The sequence below is a fragment of the Chelativorans petroleitrophicus genome, from assembly GCF_025398195.1.
GTDB classification, from domain to species: domain Bacteria; phylum Pseudomonadota; class Alphaproteobacteria; order Rhizobiales; family Rhizobiaceae; genus Chelativorans; species Chelativorans petroleitrophicus.
Window position 1 is genome coordinate 1 of record NZ_JAODNV010000010.1, and the last position, 17,216, is coordinate 17,216.

15 protein-coding genes are annotated in these 17,216 nt (G+C 64.4%); 9 read left to right on the forward strand and 6 right to left on the reverse strand.

Features of this window, described 5'->3' with window-relative positions; all coding sequences use genetic code 11:
* Positions 1–794: 794 nt before the first annotated feature.
* The 3 genes from repC to NYR54_RS09670 are packed head-to-tail and all read right to left on the reverse strand — an operon-like array spanning position 795 to position 2,726.
* Positions 795–1,643: a replication protein C, IncQ-type gene (gene repC / locus NYR54_RS09660; RefSeq protein WP_261515437.1), complete on the reverse strand. Its 849-nt coding sequence runs from the start codon at positions 1,641–1,643 to the stop codon at positions 795–797.
* On the reverse strand, positions 1,630–2,502 hold the full coding sequence (locus tag NYR54_RS09665; protein ID WP_261515627.1) for a helicase RepA family protein: 873 nt from the start codon (positions 2,500–2,502) through the stop codon (positions 1,630–1,632). Before NYR54_RS09665 ends, repC begins: the two co-directional genes overlap by 14 nt.
* 2 nt (positions 2,503–2,504) lie before the next feature.
* Positions 2,505–2,726 (reverse strand): helix-turn-helix transcriptional regulator, encoded by a 222-nt coding sequence (locus tag NYR54_RS09670; RefSeq protein WP_059939464.1) that lies wholly within the window; start codon positions 2,724–2,726, stop codon positions 2,505–2,507.
* A 186-nt stretch (positions 2,727–2,912) separates the two neighbouring features.
* Here NYR54_RS09670 and NYR54_RS09675 point away from each other — a divergent pair, with 186 nt between their 5' ends.
* Positions 2,913–3,827, forward strand: a complete 915-nt coding sequence (locus NYR54_RS09675) for a LuxR family transcriptional regulator (RefSeq protein WP_261515438.1) — start codon at positions 2,913–2,915, stop codon at positions 3,825–3,827.
* A gap of 12 nt (positions 3,828–3,839) precedes the next feature.
* On the opposite strand, the gene NYR54_RS09680 is transcribed toward NYR54_RS09675, so the two are convergent.
* The 3 genes from NYR54_RS09680 to NYR54_RS09690 all read right to left on the reverse strand — a co-directional run bounded on the left by NYR54_RS09680 (position 3,840) and on the right by NYR54_RS09690 (position 8,426).
* Complete coding sequence (locus NYR54_RS09680; protein WP_261515439.1) at positions 3,840–5,039, reverse strand: tyrosine-type recombinase/integrase; 1,200 nt, start codon at positions 5,037–5,039, stop codon at positions 3,840–3,842.
* A 419-nt stretch (positions 5,040–5,458) separates the two neighbouring features.
* Positions 5,459–7,021 carry a glutamine-hydrolyzing GMP synthase gene (gene guaA, locus NYR54_RS09685; RefSeq protein ID WP_261515440.1) on the reverse strand — a complete coding sequence of 521 codons (1,563 nt, stop codon included), beginning with the start codon at positions 7,019–7,021 and terminating at the stop codon, positions 5,459–5,461.
* A gap of 118 nt (positions 7,022–7,139) precedes the next feature.
* Complete coding sequence (locus NYR54_RS09690) at positions 7,140–8,426, reverse strand: RsmB/NOP family class I SAM-dependent RNA methyltransferase (RefSeq protein WP_261515441.1); 1,287 nt, start codon at positions 8,424–8,426, stop codon at positions 7,140–7,142.
* 276 nt (positions 8,427–8,702) lie between these two features.
* Here NYR54_RS09690 and NYR54_RS09695 point away from each other — a divergent pair, with 276 nt between their 5' ends.
* From NYR54_RS09695 to NYR54_RS09730, 8 genes are all read left to right on the forward strand, one after another.
* Positions 8,703–10,430, forward strand: coding sequence for a substrate-binding domain-containing protein (locus NYR54_RS09695; protein WP_261515442.1), 1,728 nt, complete (start codon positions 8,703–8,705; stop codon positions 10,428–10,430).
* A gap of 2 nt (positions 10,431–10,432) precedes the next feature.
* Complete coding sequence (locus tag NYR54_RS09700) at positions 10,433–11,662, forward strand: ABC transporter substrate-binding protein (RefSeq protein WP_261515443.1); 1,230 nt, start codon at positions 10,433–10,435, stop codon at positions 11,660–11,662.
* Between the two features lie 145 nt (positions 11,663–11,807).
* Entirely contained in the window at positions 11,808–12,671 is an 864-nt protein-coding gene (locus tag NYR54_RS09705) for a carbohydrate ABC transporter permease (protein ID WP_261515444.1), read from the forward strand.
* Between the two features lie 3 nt (positions 12,672–12,674).
* A complete protein-coding gene (locus tag NYR54_RS09710; RefSeq protein ID WP_261515445.1) occupies positions 12,675–13,499 on the forward strand; it encodes a carbohydrate ABC transporter permease in 825 nt (274 codons plus the stop codon).
* Positions 13,500–13,510: 11 nt separating this feature from the next.
* Positions 13,511–14,293: an enoyl-CoA hydratase/isomerase family protein gene (locus tag NYR54_RS09715; RefSeq protein ID WP_261515446.1), complete on the forward strand. Its 783-nt coding sequence runs from the start codon at positions 13,511–13,513 to the stop codon at positions 14,291–14,293.
* Between the two features lie 3 nt (positions 14,294–14,296).
* Entirely contained in the window at positions 14,297–15,064 is a 768-nt protein-coding gene (locus NYR54_RS09720; RefSeq protein WP_261515447.1) for an SDR family NAD(P)-dependent oxidoreductase, read from the forward strand.
* A complete protein-coding gene (locus tag NYR54_RS09725; RefSeq protein ID WP_261515448.1) occupies positions 15,057–16,142 on the forward strand; it encodes a hypothetical protein in 1,086 nt (361 codons plus the stop codon). The genes NYR54_RS09720 and NYR54_RS09725 overlap by 8 nt, the downstream gene beginning before the upstream one ends.
* 3 nt (positions 16,143–16,145) lie before the next feature.
* Positions 16,146–17,201 (forward strand): ABC transporter ATP-binding protein, encoded by a 1,056-nt coding sequence (locus NYR54_RS09730; protein ID WP_261515449.1) that lies wholly within the window; start codon positions 16,146–16,148, stop codon positions 17,199–17,201.
* The last annotated feature ends 15 nt before the right edge of the window (positions 17,202–17,216 follow it).

Sequence of the window (17,216 nt, forward strand, 5' to 3'; positions counted from 1 at the left end):
GGTATTGCCGTTCCGTTTCGTCATGATGGCTCCTTAATCTCAAGAGGGGGAGCCTCCGGCAATCCCGGCGCGGTTCACTATCGCCTGGCATCGCATGTTCCTCCCGTGGGTGCGAGTGAGGGCAACTGTCGCGGCAGCGAAGGTGCGCCTCGCAGAGCAGGATGCCGTCGAGCCAATGGCGAGTAAGGGGGAGTGTTGGAGGACTTCGCGCTTGCGCGTAGGCCCACAACACATATCTTGCCGTCAAAGCTCACTGCGAACTTATGCGATCTTTCGCGATCGGCGCGCGAATCTACGATCAATCGCACGTCTTCGCGCATCATCGCGTTTCGTCGCGTACGTTCGCGCTTCGTCGCATTGAATCGCACATATTCGCGCAACATGGCCTGCGCGCGGTCGCGATGGGCACCAAAAGGAAAGGGGCCGTTCGGCAGATTCCAGCGGCCCCTCGATTCACAGACAAAACATGCATCTGCCACGCCGCCCAAGGGCCGGACAGTCAACGGCGACACGGGTGTTGAGCCGCCCCTCGGGGGAGGTGCTAACAGATTACACGTGCCCTTCCCGGCCCTTGTATCTTTTGGTGTCCTGAAGGAAGGCAAGGCCTCGGCCGCGCAGCGGCCAGGGGCCGCGCCTAGTGGATTATCTCTTGGATAATCTTGGAAAGCATTTCCAGATCTCTCATAAAACATTGTATTTATTGAATTTTTTTGCATCATCGGGGTGGCGTTAAAGTGGGGATTGGGTGACGTTAAAGTGGGGTTGGGTGGCGTTAAAGTGGGCCCCACGCAGGCTCACCGCCCCAGCCGGGGTTCGGTAAGCTTGGGCCTGGAGATTTCCCATTTGCCCTTGGTGTAGCTCTCCACTCTCCAGCCCAGCGCGTCCAGCTCAGCCAGGGCACGGCGGACTGTCTGACGCCGGGTCTTGACCGTGTTGGCATTCACCGCTGCGTCGGGCCAAACGTACCCGCACAGAGTGTCGATGTCCGCACGGCCCGACTTGCCTGGGTCAATCCAGGCGCACAGGCGCTGGTGGATGAGGCGCGCAGCATCGGTTCGTAGAGCCCGCACCTCGCCCATACTGATCCGCACGTGCTGACCGCCCATCACGGCACGGGCCAGAAGGGGGTTAAGCGCCACGTAGAGCTTTCCGTCGTGCTCGTCGCTGGCGTACTCCGAAAGAAGCCTGAAGCCTTGGCGCCGCTTCCCATCCTGCACGATGACCGAGACCTTCCAGAGACGCTCGATGCAGTCTCGGATCGGCTTGGCGTTATCCACATTGGCGTAGCCGACTTCACGTGCCAGTGCCCTGTAGCTTCCCCTGACAACCATCGCATCCTGCCGGATCGCATCCCATTTGGGCTCAAGGAACAGCCGGAGCTGCCGGCCCGCATCCGTTTGCGGCTTGGGTGAAAGCACCAGCCCAGCCGGCCCCGCCATGGCCACCAGGCCCTGCAAGATGCGCAGGTCGTCCGCGCCCAGCGGTTCGGGACCGCTGAACTCCACCCGCCTGCCGTCGCCGAAGTCATAGACGACATCCAGCTTGGCACGCTTGCGCTCGCCCTTCTGGAGACTCCGGAACAGGCCCGGTGCCAGGCAATGGATTGGGTCGTGGCGCGCGTGCGTCAGCTCAAGCTTGTGCACGATGCGCCCCCTTTCTGCGGCCGGTCAGCTCCGAAGCCGACAACGCTGCCGGCAGGAGCACGCCATGGCCGTCCCGCGAATACCAGCGGTCCGGCGGCGCGCTTCCGTAGTTCTGCTTGGAGACCCCAAAGCGGACGAAATGCCTGCGGCGCGCCTCGCCGATAGGTGGCACACCCTTGGGTTCTTCCCCAAGGCGTGCGGCCTCCTCCGAAGTCATGGGTGCAACGAACCCGCACCACCGGGCATTGTCGACAAGCGCCGACGCACCTCGCGCGGCTCCCTGGTGATCGGTAGCCCCCTCTCGTGCGCTGCCCTTGCTGACGTGGTGCAGGAACAAGACGGACGCTCCCGTTTCCAGTGCAAGGCGCTCCAGACAGGTCACCACCGCCGCCATGTCCCCGTTGCTGTTTTCGTCAAGACGATGCATGCGGCTCAACGTATCCAGCACAACGAGGCGCGCCCCCGAGCACCTCTCCACCAACTGGTGCAGCGTGTGCCTGTCTGTGACACTCATGGAGCTGCCTGCGACCGGCTCGACGGTCATCCGGCCCGCAATGGCCGAGCGCGCTGTGTCGCTCAGATGTCTGCCAATGGCATGGATGCGGCAATCAAGGATCGGGGCCGGATCCTCGCCGGCAAAGTAGACCACCTGCCCGGCGCGTGACGGCTCAAGCCCGAGCAGATCACTGCCGGGAGCATCCCCGCCTGCAACAGCCATTGCCGCCTCCAGCGCCCAGAAGCTCTTGCCCGCGCCACCGGGAGCCACCAGCGCCCCGACCGTACCGGCGAGAAAGCCGGGCCAGACGAAGTCGAGCGCAGGCGGATCGTTTTCGAACGCGGCCTGCACGTTGACCGTCATCGTCACTGCCCGCCTCCAGGACGGTCCGCCTGCTGGCAGGACGCTTTCCTCGCCTCGATCCAGGCTTCGACCTCAGCCAGATCCCACGCAACGTTGCGTCGGGTCAACGCGATGCGCCTGGGGAACTCCCCCCGCTGCTCCATGTTGAAGATGGTCCGCTCACTGAGTGGGATCATCGAGTGGAGCTTCTTCCGGTTGATCAACACTTTCTGCCTTGGCTCCATGCAGCAACCTCCAAGTCAATGCGAAGCATTGCGTGATGGTGCCCGGCAGTGCAAAATCGATACAGTCAAAGATTTGTCGAATTGGTTGACATGCCGCACTTTCCCGTCATCCCTGTCTGGGAGAACTGTGATCCAGGCATTGGTGCTGCAGTCCGCAAGTTGCAGGAGGAGTGGCGGCCGTACTCGATGGCGTCGCGCAGCAAGCGCATCGACCGGCTCATCCAGCAGGTCATCGATCCGGCCGTAGCAGCCTATGCAGCCACGCTGCCGCCCGATCTGCTCCACTTTCTGCCCGGTGCAGGCTCAGGCCTCTCGTTCAGCGACATTTGCCGGCTGGTTGGCCTGAACGACGCTGCACGCCTTCAGCGCCAGTTGCTTCGCCAGTTCGTTTCGAGCCACGGCGTAAAGACTGACCAGGGCCGACGGTTCGTGGCCACACTGGAAACCCTTCTCGCACTCACGCGAGCGTGCGCGCGCAAGCCACCGCTTACCTCGCGTGCGAATGGAAAGCAGGTGGACAGGGATCGCATCCAGGACTTCTGCCGCTACTGCGGCTCCCCAACGGAACTGGCGGCCTACGCCAACGGCCGCCTGGAAAGTGACCCTGACGAGACGCTGCAATTCAGCAGCCTGTACTGTTCACGGCACCGTCCAAAGTTGCCGGATGGTGGGTGGAATCCTGAGCACCAAAGGGCCAGGCGTTCGGCCGCTCAGTTCGACGCGGAGCTGGAGCGTCTCACCCGTCAGGCAGGTAACTGGCGCGAACCGTGCGCCGGGTCAGGCGACTGGCTGGTCGACTGCTACCTTCACCACTACGTGCTCAAGCATCGCCTCCGGTATGGCGATACGTCCGAACTGCGCGATCACGCCAGGCGGATGACAGACGCCCGGCTGACCGACCGAAAGAAGCAAATCGTCATGCTGCTGCGGTACGGCATGAGCCAATCCGATGCCGCCAGCGTCCTTGGCATTCAGCGGCAAGCCGTCTCCAAGGCCAGCGCCAGTATCCCCAGTGTGTTCTGGCAACTTCCCAGCCTTCCCGAATACAGCACCGAGTTCCTGCTGTCAGGCGTGGCACGAAAACCCGCAGCGCCGCGTTGAGCGCCGCCACGGTTACGGCTTTGGTGCCTTCGTCCACTGGTCGATCATGTCCGCCCAGTCCTGCAACATCTGCCGCCGCTGCTCCCGGTATTCGGCCTTGTTGTAGATGGCCCTGACGCCGCGCTGTTCGTGGGCGAGGCACTTTTCGATCCAGTCGCTGTTGTATCCGGCTTCGTGCAGCAGGGTGCTGGCCGTGCGGCGCAGGTCGTGCGGCCCGAACTTGCCCAGCGGCTTGCCGTCCTTCTGCGCCAGTTGATAGGTCAGCTTCATCACCTGGTTGAGCGTGGCGCTGCTCATGGGCGCACTGGGGTCATAGCGTGACGGCAGGACGTATTCCGAACCACCGGCAAAGGTTTTCAGCGCGACCAGCAGGTCCATCGCCTGCCGCGACAGGAACACCAGGTGCGGGTTGCGCCGCTTCATCCTTTCCTTCGGGATGGTCCACAGGGCCTCGCTGAAGTTGATCTCGCTCCACCTGGCGTTGGTCAGCTCGCTCTTGCGCACCATCGTCAGCAGGAGCAGCTTCACGGCGGCGCGGATCGACGGCGACGTGCCGACGCGCTCCAGGTACTGGTACATGAGGCCGATCTCTTCCGGCGTCAGGGCGCGGTCGCGCGGCGCGAACTTCGCGATGCTGGCCGGGCGGACCAGCTCGGCGGGATTCTCCACCTTCTGGCCGCGCTCGATGGCCCACCGGTAGACCTGGTACACGATCTCGCGCGCATGGACGGCGGTGGCCGGCGCGCCCCGCTCGACGATGGCGTCGGTCAGGGCCCGCAGGTCTTCGTGGGTGATCTCGGTCAGCTTGAGGTTGCCGAACTTGGCCTTCAGGTCGCGCTCATAGACCGAGCGCCGCATGTCGCGGGTGGACTCGGCCATCTGGTAGCTGCGAAGCCACTTTTCCGCCCAGGCACCGAACGTCTCGGCGTCGCGCACACGGGCCTTCTCCCTGGCTTTCTCCCGGGCCGGAGACTTTCCCGCCGCGATCATCTTCTTGGCTTCGGCCAAGCGTTCCCGGGCCTCGGCCAGCGTGATCCCGCCCGGCCCGTACCGGCCGAAGGTGATGGTCTCCTGGCGCCCGTTGAGGGCGTAGTTGTAGCGGAACGAAATGGTCCCGGAGGGTGTGACGGCCACATACAGGCCGTCCCTGTCCGCCACCTTGTACAGCTTGCCCGTCGGCTTGAGGTTCCGCAGCTTGGTATCGGTCAACATGGCACACACGCTCCCTTGCAACACCATGCGTCGTGCGCCCTGCTTGGACGAGAGGGAATCCCCTTATAAGTCAACAACTTACAGAGGCGAACCCATGGCACAGCCATCGTGACGCACACGCTTCACCGGCCATCAATACCATGCCTGGAAAACCCCACTCGGAACGGAAAAAATTCGTTTTACAGCAACTACTTACACGATTCCGATACCATGACCACCCGGGAACGAGGCGCATGGCATCGGCGGCGAGGCATGGCACAGGGCCGGTTTCGTGCCATCGACTATGCCATGAAAAATTCGTGCTTGGCCATACCCCAGGCTGCCAGTCCGTGCCAGGTGGAAAACACAAAAAAGCCCGCAGTGACGCGGGCTTAAGTGTGTCTGGTGCCGGATCCTGCCGGCCGCTGCCGGACGCGGAATCATTCCCACTCGATCGTCCCGGGGGGCTTGGAGGTGACGTCGTAGACCACGCGGTTGATGCCGCGCACCTCGTTGATGATGCGAGTGGCGGCGCGGCCGAGGAATTCCATGTCGAACTGGTAGAAGTCGGCCGTCATGCCGTCCACGGAGGTGACGGCCCTAAGCGCGCACACATATTCGTAGGTGCGGCCGTCGCCCATCACGCCCACGGTCTGGACCGGCAAGAGCACCGCGAAGGCTTGCCAGATCGCGTCGTAGAGGCCGGCCTTGCGGATCTCGTCGAGATAGATGGCATCCGCCGCGCGCAGGATGTCGAGCTTCTCGCGCGTGACGCTGCCAGGGCAGCGGATGGCAAGGCCCGGCCCGGGGAAGGGATGGCGGCCGATGAAATGCTCGGGCAGGCCAAGCTCGCGCCCGAGCGCGCGCACCTCGTCCTTGAAGAGCTCGCGCAGCGGTTCTACGAGCTTCATATTTATGCGCTCGGGCAGGCCGCCCACATTGTGGTGGGACTTGATGGTGACCGAGGGGCCGCCGGTGAAGGAGACGCTTTCGATCACGTCGGGATAAAGCGTGCCCTGGACGAGGAAATCGGCGCCGCCGAGCTTCTTCGCCTCCTCCTCGAAGACCTCGATGAAGAGATGGCCGATGGTCTTGCGTTTCTTTTCGGGGTCCGTCTCGCCTTCGAGCGCTTTCAGGAAGCGGTCGGACGCGTCGATCAGGATCAGCGGCACATTGTAGTGCTCGCGGAACATCTGAACGACCTCGGCCGCTTCGTTCTTCCGCATCAGGCCGTGGTCGACGAGGATGCAGGTAAGCTGTTCGCCCACCGCCTCGTGCGTCAGCAGCGCGGCGACGGAGGAATCGACGCCGCCCGAGAGCGCGCAGATGACCTTGCCGGAGCCGACCTGCTTGCGGATGGCTTCGACGGCCTGATCGCGGTAAGCGGCCATGGTCCAGTCGCCCTTGAGACCCGCGATTTCGTGCACGAAATTGGCGATGAGCTTCGCGCCGTCGGGCGTGTGCGCCACTTCCGGGTGGAACTGCACGCCGTAATATTTGCGGCCGTCGTCCGCGATCGCCGCGAAGGGCGCACCGGAGGAGGTGCCGACGACCTTGAAGCCGGGCGGCAGCGCCGTCACGCGGTCGCCATGGCTCATCCAGACTTGGTGGCGCGTGCCCGGCGCCCAGATGTCCTTGAAGAGGGCGCAGTCGTCCTCAATCTCGAGAAACGCGCGGCCGAATTCGCGGTGGTCGCTTTCCTCGACGCGCCCGCCGAGCTGCGCGCACATGGCCTGTTCGCCATAGCAGATGCCGAGGAGCGGCACGCCCGATTCGAAGATGATGTCCGGCACGCGCGGACTGCCGAGCTCGGCCGCCGAGGCCGGGCCGCCGGAGAGGATCACCGCTTTCGGCTTCAGTCGCCGGAAGGCCTCGTCGGCGGATTGGAAGGGCGCGATCTCGGAATAGACCCCGGCTTCGCGCACGCGCCGCGCGATCAGCTGGGTGACCTGGCTGCCGAAATCGACAATGAGGACGGTGTTTGGATGGCTCATGGTGCTCATGAAAGGCCTTTAAAGAAGGACGGGCACCGACGCAACGGGTTGGTGAGAAGTTGGCCCTTGTCCTCTGTGTGTTCCGAACGCCCGGAAATCCGGTACATGCTTGCCGGGCATCCGGTTCTCATTCCGCGCCGCGCTCGAAGCAGGCGAAATAGAACCCATCCGTGCCGGTCATGGCCGGGGAGAGCACGATGCCGCCATCGATGCGCACGGCACCCGCATGGGCGGGAAAACGTTTGCGCCACTGCGCATCGTGATCAGCAAGGCGGAAGGCGGGATTGCGCGCAAGGAAGGCTTCCGCCTGCGCGGCGTTTTCCTCTGGGAAGATGGAGCAGGTGACGTAGGCAAGCCGCCCACCCGGCCGCACATAGCGGCTGGCCGCGTCGAGTATGGCCGACTGCTCGGCGAGCCGCGCCTCCATCTGCTGGCGGGTCAGGCGCCATTTTGCATCCGGGCGCCTGCGCCATGTGCCGGAGCCCGTGCAAGGCGCATCCACCAGCACGAGGTCCATGCGACCGAGCAGGGGTGCCAGCCGCTCCTCGTCGGCAACCACCTGGACGTTGCGGCAGCCTGCCCGCTTCAGCCGCTCGAAAATGGGCGCGAGCCTCTGTCTGTCGGCATCATAGGCGTGGATCTGGCCGCGATTATCCATCATGGCGGACATGGCAAGTGTCTTGCCACCGGCGCCGGCGCAGAAATCGAGAACCTGTTCGCCGGGGGCGGCCCCGGCAAGCTCGGTGACGATCTGGGAGCCCTCGTCCTGCACCTCGAACCAGCCTTTGCGGAAGGCGGGTTCGGCCTGGACGTTCGGATGCCGCCCATCGCCCGCAACCGGCGCGATGCGCATTCCGGCGGAGGCGATGCGCGAGGCCGCGGCACCGCACCGGGCAAGTGCCGCCAGAACCTTTTCCCGCGAGGCCTTCAGCGTATTGGCGCGCATGTCGAGCGGTGGGCGCCCGGAAAGCGCGGCGGCCTCCGCGATCCAGTCCGCGCCGAACGCCGCTCTCATCAGCGGCTCGCACCATTCCGGCACGTTGGCGCGCGCGCCTTCGGGAAGGTCTTCGCCAAGGCGTGCGCGAAGGAGGTTCAGCTCCGTCTCGCTCAGGGGAGGGGGCGCGAAACGGTCGTTCGCAAAGGACGCGTTCAACGTCTCCGGCGCTGTCCCGCTTTCCATAAGAAGGCCGCCGAAGGCCAGAGCGCGGGGCGTGTCGGAATCGAAGAGCCAGGCCGCGGCGCGCCTGCGGCGCAGCGCGTCATAGACGATATTGCCGATGGCCGCGCGGTCCCCCGCGCCCGCGAAGCGGTGCGACAGGCCCCAATCGCGCAGGGCGTCCGCCGCTGGGCGGTGGCGCGTTTCAATGTCGTGAAGGATTTCGATGGCTGCCGAGAGCCTGCCGCCGAGACGCATGTCCGCCTTTCCGGTTGCCCGTTTGTGCCACTGGCTAACGCGGGGCGGCGCGGGAGGCAAGGCGGAACGGCGGAGGCCGGGAATTGTTCGCAAGTGTCTGAAGGAACTCTGGCTGGCTGAACGGCAGTTAAGGGGGATTGGTTCGCTAGAAATGATCAAAAATGATCATTTCTAGACCTTCTGGTGAACTGAATTGACAAGTATCCAGCTTCGCTGATAATCATCTTCCACAAAGTTGAAAGAAAGCGATCAGAATTGATCAAAACTGCCAGAGACTTGCGAATTCTTGATCTCCTCGACCAGCGGGGCGTCGTCTCCGTGCGGGAACTGGTGAGCCAGTTTCCGGAGGTTTCGGCGGTCACGATAAGGCGGGATCTGGTCCGGCTGGAACGCGAGGGCAAACTCCGGCGCACCCGCGGCGGGGCCGTCCGGATTTCGGCCGCAACCCAGGGGGAGGCCGGGAAGGACAAGCCCGGCGCGCAGGAGCACGACAGCTTCGATGTTCTCGTTCTGCCGCCGGTCAAGGGCGAGTGGGCCCATACGCTCCGGCAGCAGGCGATCCGGCGCGGCACGCTTCTGATCGCGGAATCGGCGCCCCAACTCGGCGGCGTCTATCTGGGACCGCGCAACCGCGATGCCTCGCGCGAACTGGGCAGGCTTGCGGCGCGCCAGCAGGCCGAGGCGGGCCTGGAGCGCGCGGAGGTTCTGCTGGTTGCCCTGGAGGGGCAGCAGAACACGCGCGAGCGGCTGGACGGCTTCCGCGAGGGCTTCGAGGCGGAATTTCCAGGCAAGCTGCTCTTTCATCGGGTCGACGGGCGCGGGCTTCTGAAGGAAGCCGTTCGCCAGACCGTCATCGCCTTCGAGGCGCATCCTACGATCAACATCGTGTTCGGCGTCAACGATCACACGATCCTGGGCGCCCTCGAAGTGGCCGAGCGCCTTGGCATCGATGTGGCAGGATATTCCGTCGGCGGCGAGGGCGGCGTCTTTTTCGACAAGCTGGTGCCCGGAGGTCAGCTTAAGGCGGTGCTGGCGCTTTTCCCTGAGGTGGTCGGGCGGGCGGCCGTCGATGTGGCCTGCGCCTATCTGGACGGCGGGGAGATCGCTTCCGAAGTGATCACGCCGGCCAAAATCCTGACCGCCGAGAACATCGGCAAATTCTACCACAAGCAGGACGGGCACTGGCGCATCCTGCCCTCCGCGCTCGAGGCCATGGCGGCACCCTTCGCCTATCAGGGCAGGGGGGCGAAGGGGCGATCCATCGGCTTCATCCTGCAATATCCTTCGCACGAATGGTACCGGGGCCTTGCCGCCGCCATGCGGCAGCGCGCGCTGGAAGTGGGGGCCGAGCTCGTCACGCGGAACGCCGAAGACGAGGTGGCCGAGGAGCTGCGCCTGATAAAGCGCCGCATCGGCGAGGGCGCGGCGGAGGTCGTCAATCCGGGCGACGTGCTGCTGATCGACGGCGGGGAGTCCTCGCGCTACTTCGCGGAGGCGCTGCGCCGGCGCGGCTGCCCCGTGAACGTCTACACCAACTCGCTAGACGTGCTCGAGATTCTCTCAGGCGCGCCGGGCGTCTCGGTTTTCCTGACCGGCGGCGAATATCGCCCCTCCACGCGCACGCTTGTGGGACCCAGCGTGGGAACGCTTCTGGAAACGATCCGGGTGGATGCCGCGGTGATCTCGCCGGACGGCGTGGCGCCGAATTTCGGCATCTCCTTCGAGGACGAGCGTTCGGCACTGGTGTGCAAGCGGTTCTGTTCGACCGCGCGTCAGGTCATCGTTCTGGCCGACCACGGCGCGATCGCGCTTGAATCGAGTGTTCAGGCCTGCCGTCTGGCGGCGAACCAGTTCATTTTCACCGATGCGGGGGCGCTCTCCGCCCATCGCCTCGAACTGTCGGCGGCCGGTCCGCAAGTCTTCGTCGTCGATCAGGACGACGATTTCGAAACCGGCCTGCGGCGCGACTCCAGGCAAACGGCAAGTCCAAACCAAGGGAGGTAGTAATGCCCAAACTCAAAACATTGCTGGCGACCAGCGCATTGACGATGGCGGGGGTGCTCGCGGTAGCAAGCGCCGCCAGCGCGCAAACGGTGCTGCGCTTCTGGGACAACCAGCAGACCGAATCCGGTCTGTCGAAGTTCCAGCAGGAAGCGGTGAAGCGCTTCGAGGAAGAGAATCCGGACATCAAGGTTGAGGTGACCACCATACCCTATCCGGAATATCAGCAGCGTCTGCTGACGGCAGTGCAGGCCGGAAACGGCCCAGACGTTTCGACCGTCGACCAGATCTGGAACGCCGCCTTCGCGGAGGCGGGCGCCATCGTGGCTGTCGACGATCTGGTGGCCGGTTCGAGCATTTCGCCGGAGGATTTCTTCCCCGGCGCCTGGGAGTCGGTGACCTATCAGGGCAAGACCTGGGGCGTTCCGTTCAATGTGGACGTCTGGTTCTTCGCCTTTGTGAACAAGGCCCTGTTCGAGGAGGCTGGCATCGATCCCGCTTCCATCACGACGTGGGAAGGACTAGAAGCCGCGGCACCCGCGCTCACCGATCCTGCGAACGGCAGGTTTGCGATCGGACTCACCGGCAACAAGAGCGAGTATCCGGTCGTCATGACCAACTCGATGATCTACTCGAACGGTGGCGTCGTGCTGGACGAAAATGGCAAGTGCGCCCTGACCAGCCCCGAGGCCATCGAGGCGCTCGAATACTACAAGCGCATGACGCAGTATGCTCCCTCCGGCATCCTCAACGCCGCGAACGAGCAGATGCGCGAGCTCTTCCTCAACGGCACGCTTGCCATCGAGCTCTGGCCCGCTCTGGAGCAGCCGGCGCTCGATTCCTCGAACATCGACTGGGATCTCTATGCGGGCTTCGCGCCTGAAGGGAAAACGCCCGTCGGCACCTTCGGCGGCTGGAACCTCGTGGTCTACGAAAGCTCGCCAAACAAGGAGGCGGCCTGGAAGTTCATCGAGTTCATGACGCGGGAAGACGTGAACGGCGATGTGGTCGATCTCATCCCGGCCAACGTCAAGGCGGCGTCGGCCTTCCTCGAGGAGAACCGCCGCAAGCCGGACGTGATCCTGGAGCACCTCAACAACGCCAAGCCGCGCCCGCTGTCGCCGCAGTATCTGCAGGTCTCCGAGATTCAGCAGAACATGGTGCAGCAGATGCTGTCCGGCACGCCCGTGGAGGAAGCTGCCGCGGCCGCCTGCGAGGCGATCGACAATCTCTAACGGGCTGCCGGCCCCGGCCGCGGTGAGCCGCGGCCTCGGTTTCGTGAACGAGAGCCTTGCCCGCGGGCCGATGGCCTGCGGGCGGGCGGAAGAACCGGTTTCTTTCAAGATGTCGCAACGCAAACGCCGAACCAGCGAAATGTGGATGGCCTACGGCTTCATGATGCCGGCGGCGATTCTCGTGGCCGTGCTCATGTACTGGCCCATGATCGCGACGGTTCGTGAAAGCCTGTTCACCACCTCTTTCATCAACCCGAAGCCCCAGTTCGTGGGCCTGAAGGTCTATGCCGACATCTTTTCCGATCCTGTCTTCTGGCAGGTTGTGCGCAATTCCATCGTATGGACCCTGGGTGTCGTTCTGCTGCAGAACGTACTGGGCTTCTTCATCGCGCTTCTGCTCAACCAGCATCTGCCCGGGCAGGGCATTCTCCGGTCGCTGATCCTTCTGCCCTGGGTGCTGCCGGGCGTAGTGGCGGCGATCCTGTGGCGGTTCATGTATGATCCCCAACTGGGGCTCATCAATTCTTTCGTGCTGCGGTTCGGCCTTGCCGACCGGGGCATTGCGTGGCTCGCCGATCCCTCCATCGCCATGGCGGCGGTCATCTTCGTCGCCTTCTGGAAGGGCTTTCCCTTCTCGACCGTGATCTTTCTTGCCGCTCTCCAGAACGTCGATCAGGAGCAGATCGAGGCCGCGAAGGTGGACGGGGCGGGACCCGTCCGGCGTTTGTTCGACGTCATCATCCCGGCGATCATTCCGGTGGCGGTCGTCAATTTCCTGCTGACGACGATCCTCACCTTCAACTATTTCGACATCATCTACGTGCTGACGCGCGGTGGACCGCTCAACAGCACGGCGATCTTCCCCACACAGATCTACGAGATCGGCTTCGGCCAGTTCCGCTTCGGCGAGGCGGCCGCCTACGGAACCCTATCCGTGGTCATCCTGGTGATGATCGTGGCCGTCTTCATGCTGATCCGGCGTCCGCTTCTGTCGCACAGGGAGGTTTGAGCGATGACCAAGCGCATTCGCTATCCGCTGCTTCTGTGCCTGCAGCTTGTGACGGCAACGCTGGTGCTGCTGCCGTTCTTCTGGATGTTCAGCGTCTCCCTGAAGCCGGCGACGGAGCCCTTTGCGATTCCGGCGCAGCTCTGGCCTGACAATCCGACCCTGGAAAACTACATCCTCGCGCTCAGGCCAGAGTTCCAGCGCTATTTCCTCAACAGCGTCATCGTGTGCGGCGCGACGTTGCTGATCACGATTCCGCTGGCGCTTCTTGCGGCCTACAGCCTGTCGCGTTTCCAGTTCCGGCTTCTGTCCGTCTTCCTCGGGGCGGTGGTCCTCGCGCAGTTCTTCCCGGCGGGCGCCATGATCATCCCGCTCTACAAGATCGTGCGGTCGGCCAACCTGCTCAACACCTATCTCGGGCTGATCATCGCCTACATCACCGTGACGCTTCCCGTGGCGATCTGGATGCTGCGCGGCTTCCTGCTCAAGGTGCCCAAGACGCTGGAGGAGGCGGCGGCCGTTGACGGCGCTTCGCCGCTGCGCGCCTTCTTCGACATCGTGGTGCCGCTGGCGAGGCCGGGGATCATCGCCACTTCCGTTTTCGTGCTCATCGTCACCTGGCAGGAATTCCTGTTTGCGCTCTCGTTTACCTCCAGCAAGGAGATGCGCACCCTGCCGGTGGGCATGAACGACTATATCGGCCAGTACGGCATCCGCTACGGCGAGCTGATGGCCTCGTCGGTGATGATCTCCCTGCCGGTGATCGCGATCTTCTTCTTCCTGCAACGGCAATTCGTGGCCGGCCTGACCGCCGGCGCGGTCAAGGGCTGAGGAGAATCTCCATGGCATCGCTCGTACTCCTGGACAGGCCCGAAAGCGGCATCGCGGTGATGACGCTCAACCGGCCGGACAAGCTCAACGCGCTCTCCGAGGACATGCTCGACCAGATCGGCGCGCAGCTCGATACGGTGGAGAACGATCCCTCGATCCGCGTCCTGATCCTCACCGGTGCCGGAGAGAAGGCGTTCGCGGCAGGTGCCGACATCGCCGAATACCAGGGCGGCAGGCACGATGCGTTCAGGGCGTTCCAGCTCAAGGGGCGGCGGGTGAACGATCGCCTGGAAGCCCTGCGCGTGCCAACGATCGCCGCCGTGAACGGCTATGCGCTGGGAGGCGGCTTCGAGATTGCGCTTTGCTGCGATCTGATCGTCGTCTCCACCACCGCCCGGCTCGGCTTGCCCGAGGGGCTGCTCGGTCTTTCGCCGGGCGGAGGTGGCACGCAGCGGCTCTTGCGCTCGCTCGGGCGCCATGCCACGGCCGAACTGCTTCTGACCGCTTGGCGCATGAAGGGTGAAAGGGCCTATGCGCTGGGGCTTGCCGCCGCTCTTTGCGAGCCGGATCAGCTCATGGAGACGGCGCTGGAAAAGGCGCGCGCCATGCTGAAACTCGCGCCGCAGGCGCTCACCGAAATGAAACGGCTGATCAGGGAAGGGGCCGACTGTTCCCTTCCGGCCGCCCTGTCGCTGGAGCAGGAGGCGTTGCTGCGCCTTTACGGCACGCAGGACGGGCAGGAGGGCATCAACGCCTTCCTCGAGAAACGCAGCCCTCAATTCAAGGGAGTCTGAACCGTGGAATTCAAAGACCGAGTGGCGATCGTAACCGGTGGCGCAATGGGCATCGGCCGGGCCTGTGCCGTCAAGTTTGCGCAGGCGGGCGCGCGCGTCGCGATTGCCGATTTCGACAGTGAGGCGGGCGAGAAGACGGCCGCCGAAATACGCGAAAGCGGCGGGGATGTGATCTTTCACAAGACGGACGTGCGCAGCTTCGCCGAGGTGGAGGCCTGCACGGAGGCCGTCATCCAGAAATGGGGCCGGATCGACATCCTGGTGAACAACGCGGCACGCGCGATCGGCGGCGTCGTGGATGAGATCGACGAGGATTCCTGGAACGAGGTGATCTCGAACAATCTCACCTCGGTGTGGCGGTTCATGCGCTGCGTGGTTCCGCATATGCGGCGGGCCGGAAAAGGCAGCATCGTCAACATGAGTTCGGTGCAGTCTCTGAAAGGCTTCCACGGCTGGGCGGCTTATGCCGCGGCCAAGGGAGGCATCAACGCTCTGACGCAACAGACGGCGCTGGAGCTTGCCCCGGCGGGTATCCGCGTGAACGCGGTCGCGCCCGGCACGATCATGACGCCCCTGAACGAGAAGGTTTTCCGTGAGGCGGCCGATCCGGACGATCTGATCCGCCGCTGGAACGAAGCCCATCCCCTTGGCCGGTTCGGCGAGGCGGACGAAGTGGCCGAGGCGGTGCTTTTCCTGGCCAGCGACAGGGCGTCCTTCATCACAGGCGACATTGTTCGGGTCGATGGCGGACTGGTGGTGAAAGGTGACTGAACGTTCGAGACTCGCCGTCGAAGGCATCGCGCTCGACGTCGAGCACCGATGCGGAATTCTGAGCGGCCTCAAGATCCAATACGGCGGAAAGACAATCACGCCGCTGCACCGGGCGCCGTGGGTGGACGCCGATGACGAGACTCCGCCGGATGCCCCGCCGCATCTGAGGCGGCTCGCCGGAGATTTCTTCTGCGCGCCCTTCGGCGCCTCGGACCCAGCGGTTCCGCCGCATGGCTGGGCGGCCAACGGGCTGTGGACGGAGCGCGAGCGGCAGACGCCGAAGGGCGGCGGCCTCAGCGTGACGTTCGAGCTGGACGAGACGATCTCGGGCGCCCGTCTTGAAAAGACCATCGCTCTCCTGCCTGGCCACCCGGTCGTCTATCAGACGCACGTCTTTCGGGGCGGCAGCGGGCAGGTTTCCGTCTCGCATCACGCCATGATCCACGTTCCCGGGGGAGCGCGGCTGTCATTCTCACGAAAGGCGATGGGCGCGACGCCGCCTGAGCCGCTTGACGACGGGGAGGGGGTGGCCAGATCGCTGCTCGCCTATCCGCAGCGTTTCGAAAGCCTCGCTTCGGTCGGCCTTTCCAATGGCGGGAGCGCCGATATCCACACCTATCCCTTCGCTGAGGGGCATGAGGATTTCCTCACCCTCTACGAGGAGGCGGGAGAGGGGCCGGGATGGTCGGCGGCGGTTGCGGCGGCGGACGGCTTCATCTTCTTCGCACTCAAGGACCGCGCCGCGCTGCCGCAGACAGCGTTGTGGATGAGCAATGGTGGGCGGCAGTCCGCGCCCTGGAACGGGCGGCACCGGCACGTGCTGGGCATCGAGGAGGGCTGTTCGGATTTCGCGCTCGACGCCGAGGCGCTCGGCAAGGCCGGGCAGCGCGCCGCCCTTGCTCTCGATCCGGCGAGGCCCACGGTGGTCCGCTACGCTCTCGGGGCCATTCCCATAGTCGAGGGCTTCCGCGAGGTGGCGGCCGTTGAGATGGCCGACGACCGGCTTGAACTTGTGGATGTCGGAGGGCGGCGCGAGGCCGTGCCTTTCGACGGGCGTTTCTTTTTCCGGGAAATGTAAGCCATGGCTCCCGTGACACTGAATTCGATCACCAAGCGCTGGGGCACCTTCGTCGCCGTGGACAGCATTTCGCTGGACATCGCGGATGGCGAATTCCTCGTCCTGCTTGGACCTTCCGGATGCGGCAAGTCGACCACCATGCGCATGGTGGCCGGTCTGGATGAGCCGACGAGCGGCGAAGTGCTGATCGGCGGAAAGGTCGTCAACGACCTGCCGCCCGGCGCGCGCGATCTGGCCATGGTGTTCCAGAACTACGGGCTCTACCCGCACATGACGATCGCGCAGAACATCGGTTATCCGCTCAAGGTGGCGCGCGTGCCGAAGGCGGAGCGGGAACGCCGCGTGCGGGAGGCTGCCGAGCGGGTGGAGCTTGCCGGGCTGCTCGACCGCAAACCGAGCGCGCTTTCGGGCGGGCAGCGCCAGCGCGTGGCCCTTGCACGGGCCATCGTGCGCACGCCGCAGCTCTTTCTCATGGACGAGCCGCTTTCCAATCTGGACGCCAAGCTGAGGGTGTCGATGCGCGCCCAGCTCAAGCACCTGCAGCGAGAGCTCGGGACGACGACGATCTACGTCACCCACGACCAGGTGGAGGCGATGACCATGGCCGACCGGGTGGCGGTGATGCGCGACGGCCGGCTGCAGCAGGTGGGCGCGCCGCTAGAGATCTACAACCGGCCGGCCAATGCGTTCGTCGCCGGATTCCTCGGAAACCCCTCGATGAACCTCATCGAAGTGGACGTGTCGGATGGCCGCGTCCGCCATCCGCGCTTCTCGATCGAGGCGCGGGACGTTCGGCTGTCCGGGCCGGCAATCCTGGGGCAAAGGCCGGAGGACATGTCGGTCGTCAATAGCGGCGAGGGGGATTTCGACGGCGAGGTCTATACGGCCGAGCTTCTCGGCGACAGCGTACTCGTCACGACCAGACTGGGCGACGAGCTCATCGCCGTGAAGGCCGACAAGTCGATTTCCGTGAGCATGGGAGAGAAGGTCGGATTCCGCTTCGGCAGGAGTGCGCTGCATTTCTTCTCCCGCGAGACGGGCGAACGCATCGGCGAATGATTGAGGAAGGCGTCA

Coding starts and splice junctions, on each gene's coding strand:
- NYR54_RS09670 (WP_059939464.1), bottom strand. CDS start 2,726: ATGGAGCCAAGGCAGAAAGTGTTGATCAACCGGAAGAAGCTCCACTCG.
- NYR54_RS09730 (WP_261515449.1), top strand. CDS start 16,146: ATGGCTCCCGTGACACTGAATTCGATCACCAAGCGCTGGGGCACCTTC.
- NYR54_RS09665 (WP_261515627.1), bottom strand. CDS start 2,502: ATGACGGTCAACGTGCAGGCCGCGTTCGAAAACGATCCGCCTGCGCTC.
- guaA (WP_261515440.1), bottom strand. CDS start 7,021: ATGAGCACCATGAGCCATCCAAACACCGTCCTCATTGTCGATTTCGGC.
- NYR54_RS09690 (WP_261515441.1), bottom strand. CDS start 8,426: ATGCGTCTCGGCGGCAGGCTCTCGGCAGCCATCGAAATCCTTCACGAC.
- NYR54_RS09680 (WP_261515439.1), bottom strand. CDS start 5,039: ATGTTGACCGATACCAAGCTGCGGAACCTCAAGCCGACGGGCAAGCTG.
- NYR54_RS09710 (WP_261515445.1), top strand. CDS start 12,675: ATGACCAAGCGCATTCGCTATCCGCTGCTTCTGTGCCTGCAGCTTGTG.
- NYR54_RS09700 (WP_261515443.1), top strand. CDS start 10,433: ATGCCCAAACTCAAAACATTGCTGGCGACCAGCGCATTGACGATGGCG.
- NYR54_RS09705 (WP_261515444.1), top strand. CDS start 11,808: ATGGCCTACGGCTTCATGATGCCGGCGGCGATTCTCGTGGCCGTGCTC.
- NYR54_RS09715 (WP_261515446.1), top strand. CDS start 13,511: ATGGCATCGCTCGTACTCCTGGACAGGCCCGAAAGCGGCATCGCGGTG.
- NYR54_RS09675 (WP_261515438.1), top strand. CDS start 2,913: ATGGCGTCGCGCAGCAAGCGCATCGACCGGCTCATCCAGCAGGTCATC.